This is a genomic window from Acidaminococcales bacterium (assembly GCA_031290885.1).
In the GTDB taxonomy this organism is placed as follows: domain Bacteria; phylum Bacillota; class Negativicutes; order Acidaminococcales; family JAISLQ01; genus JAISLQ01.
Window position 1 is genome coordinate 1 of record JAISLQ010000022.1, and the last position, 2691, is coordinate 2691.

Annotated in this window: 4 protein-coding genes; 1 reads left to right on the forward strand and 3 read right to left on the reverse strand. The window is 50.0% G+C overall.

What is annotated here, in order from left to right; genetic code table 11:
• From LBO03_02945 to LBO03_02955, 3 genes are all read right to left on the reverse strand, one after another.
• The coding region (locus tag LBO03_02945) for a hypothetical protein (protein ID MDR3348555.1) at nucleotides 1-321 on the reverse strand (321 nt) is incomplete at its 3' end.
• A gap of 8 nt (nucleotides 322-329) precedes the next feature.
• Nucleotides 330-1511, reverse strand: coding sequence for an ISKra4 family transposase (locus LBO03_02950; protein MDR3348556.1), 1182 nt, complete (start codon nucleotides 1509-1511; stop codon nucleotides 330-332).
• Nucleotides 1512-1663: 152 nt separating this feature from the next.
• Nucleotides 1664-2029, reverse strand: coding sequence for a hypothetical protein (locus LBO03_02955; protein MDR3348557.1), 366 nt, complete (start codon nucleotides 2027-2029; stop codon nucleotides 1664-1666).
• Between the two features lie 83 nt (nucleotides 2030-2112).
• Between LBO03_02955 and LBO03_02960 the strand changes: the two genes are divergently transcribed.
• Nucleotides 2113-2445, forward strand: a complete 333-nt coding sequence (locus tag LBO03_02960) for a hypothetical protein (protein ID MDR3348558.1) — start codon at nucleotides 2113-2115, stop codon at nucleotides 2443-2445.
• Nucleotides 2446-2691 lie beyond the last annotated feature (246 nt).

The following is a 2691-nucleotide window of genomic DNA, read 5'->3' on the forward strand; positions in this document are numbered from 1 at the left end:
CAGGCATATCGCCGCTTTGGCATAGGCCTCCGCCGCCGCGAGTATTCGGTCGGCGTCAAGAACGTCCTGTTTTTTCTTGGCATTCCACGCCTTTAACGCGCCCTGCTTATTGACCTTGCGCGGGTATCGCTCCCAAAACGCGTCAAACTCCGAGGTGCGCTCCGTCCCTTTGCCGCTGTCTTTCTCGCGCGCTCTGCCGTCTTGTGACGGTTTCTCAGCCGTGGGGTTGTCGCTTTCGGAGTTCTGGTCGTCATGATCAGGAGCATCATCGACCACCGTGCGTTCGCCAGAACGCACGGTGGTCGACAAATTTGTAGGCAAAAAAGGGATCATGCGGCTGGTAAATGGACACAGAAGTTGTCAAAACTGTCGGACAAAACAGCGCAACGCAAAGCGATAATATTGTTGGCGCCGTTGAGGGACCGGTGCATACCTGACTGTTTGAGGCGCTTGCCGATAACATTTTTGCAAGCCGCTTCAATGACGCCGCTGCCGACAAACAAGCCCATGGCCTTAAATTTCTTATATTGCATGCGCTCAGCATTCTCTCTGAAATATCCGATTTCCCTGTCTATCTGTTTTTGCTGTTCTTTGTCCGTTGCATGAAGTGTGGCGAACTCTTTTGTAAGCTCAGTGATATTGCCCTGCTCAAGCAGGGCATACCATTCTCTTTTGTAGTGTAAACGCACTTTTTCATCCAGTTCCAATTGTTTGATGAGTTCCCCAACATGCTCTTTAGCGTGGAACAAATCCACGATTTCAATGGCGCCGGGGAAGTGAAGATCTGCCAGATTCCATATCCATCTTGCGCCGTCCCCTATAACCACAACTTGCCCGGCTCCCTGTACGCCGCGTTGCGTAGCCTCTCCATAAAGCCGCTTGCCAAAATCTTCAGCGGTTTCTATTGCGCCGAAATATGTCGTACTGTCACTGTCGCGGATGGGATGCCCCTCGCCATCAACTGTGGTCTGTGTGAAAATGCAGCCCACTTTGGCCTCACGGCTCTTTGAGGTTCCGTCTTCCTGCTTGTCCTGTCTGCCGTTAAGCTCTTTTTTTATCATGGGTATGCCTGTACCGTCGAACTCAATGTACATTATGGGCATCGGTTTGGCAGGGGCTTCATACATCTTGCCGGAAAACGCGATCTCCATGTTCTTTTTGTTTTCATATTCGATTTCACCTCCAATAGCCTCCGATATCCTTTCGATATCCTTACTTGAGACAACGATCCCGCATAATTCACTCATCGTCACGCTGCCGAACTCAAATGAATCGCAACTTCCCGGTTTGGCGGCGACGCGCCTGACTCCGGGCGTGAACATTGTTCTTTCTATGTCTAATATTACGTCTTTAGGCAGTGAATGCTCGCGACACTCTTCACATTCGTAATAATTTCTTGAAATCTCGCTCTCGCCGAGCAGGCTTACGAGCTTCTTTGCCCGTTTGCCCAAATTGCGCATGGTCTTGCCGCAACATGGACACGCCGGCGCCGTTTCCGGGATATCATTCAGTAACTGTGTGAAAGCTACATTCGCATCCGCAAGAGCCGCTTTGCGAAATCCTTCCTCTGTCTCGCGTATGTCGGGAATAGCGTCGTTTACCGGCCTATTATATATACTTTCCGCAAAACGCCCTATCTCTGATTCATATTCTCCCGCATAATTCAGTTTTTTTTACACTCATCGTCCGAATTTCCCAAGGAAGCTTTTACTATTGCGATTTGCTCACAAATTCCCGCATACTCGTCACAAAGCTTTTTGAACATCCTGTAATTTTCTACTTCCTCTTTTATACGCTCTGCCTCACTTGTCGGTATGGTTTGCGAAATGGTTTTGCCATTGGCATCTTTGCGCGTCAAGTTGTAATAAGGACCATTTATAATAATTTCGCCGTTTTTGCGTTTGATTTTATTGTGACGCATATTCAAATTACCGCAACGCATGACTTCTATACCGCTGATTCTCTGAATCAATTCTTTTCGCCGTTTTTCCAGACTTGAGCCTGCTTGCATCATTGACATCATCTCCATGAAGTAATTTTACCTCATGAATATACAGCTAATTTGCCTTGCTTTCAAACCCTTTACTGAATTTTCCTGAGATATTTATTTCTATGTCGCACACCCACTACTCCGCTACGGGAGGCATCGCCGGGGATAATAATGGTACGATAGAAGGCTGCGAATCGAGCGGTTCAGTCTCCTCCTCCTCCTATGCGGGAGGCATAGCCGGGGGAAACGATGGGACGATAACGAATTGCACATCCAACAGCAATGACATCAGCGCAATCAACACCGCGGACAGCAGTATAGCGTACATGGGCGGTTTTATCGGTTATAACAACGCCGCCACAACCCTCACCGGCAACCGCGACAATAGCGGGATGCCGTACTCGATAGGCCTGGACATAAGGTTGAATCTCTACGCTCCAAGCAACAATATATAACTTCCGCGCGGCGGGGTAAAGCCGAAGGATGGCGACATCCGCCGGCAATGCCCCGCCGGCGGCTTAACGGCCGCAAGGGGCCTTTTTCCCCTTTCTTGCCCGCCGGATTTTACAGTCTGCCGGAGATATATTTTTTAACCGCCTTGTAATAGGGCGCGAGCGATTCGGCGAACGGCGCGTCGCCTCTCCACAGGGGAAAATCCGGCATGGGGGCGGGGCGCGCCGCCTCGGGAGACAGGTTCTCCG

Coding starts and splice junctions, on each gene's coding strand:
- LBO03_02960 (MDR3348558.1), top strand. CDS start 2,113: ATGTCGCACACCCACTACTCCGCTACGGGAGGCATCGCCGGGGATAAT.
- LBO03_02955 (MDR3348557.1), bottom strand. CDS start 2,029: ATGGAGATGATGTCAATGATGCAAGCAGGCTCAAGTCTGGAAAAACGG.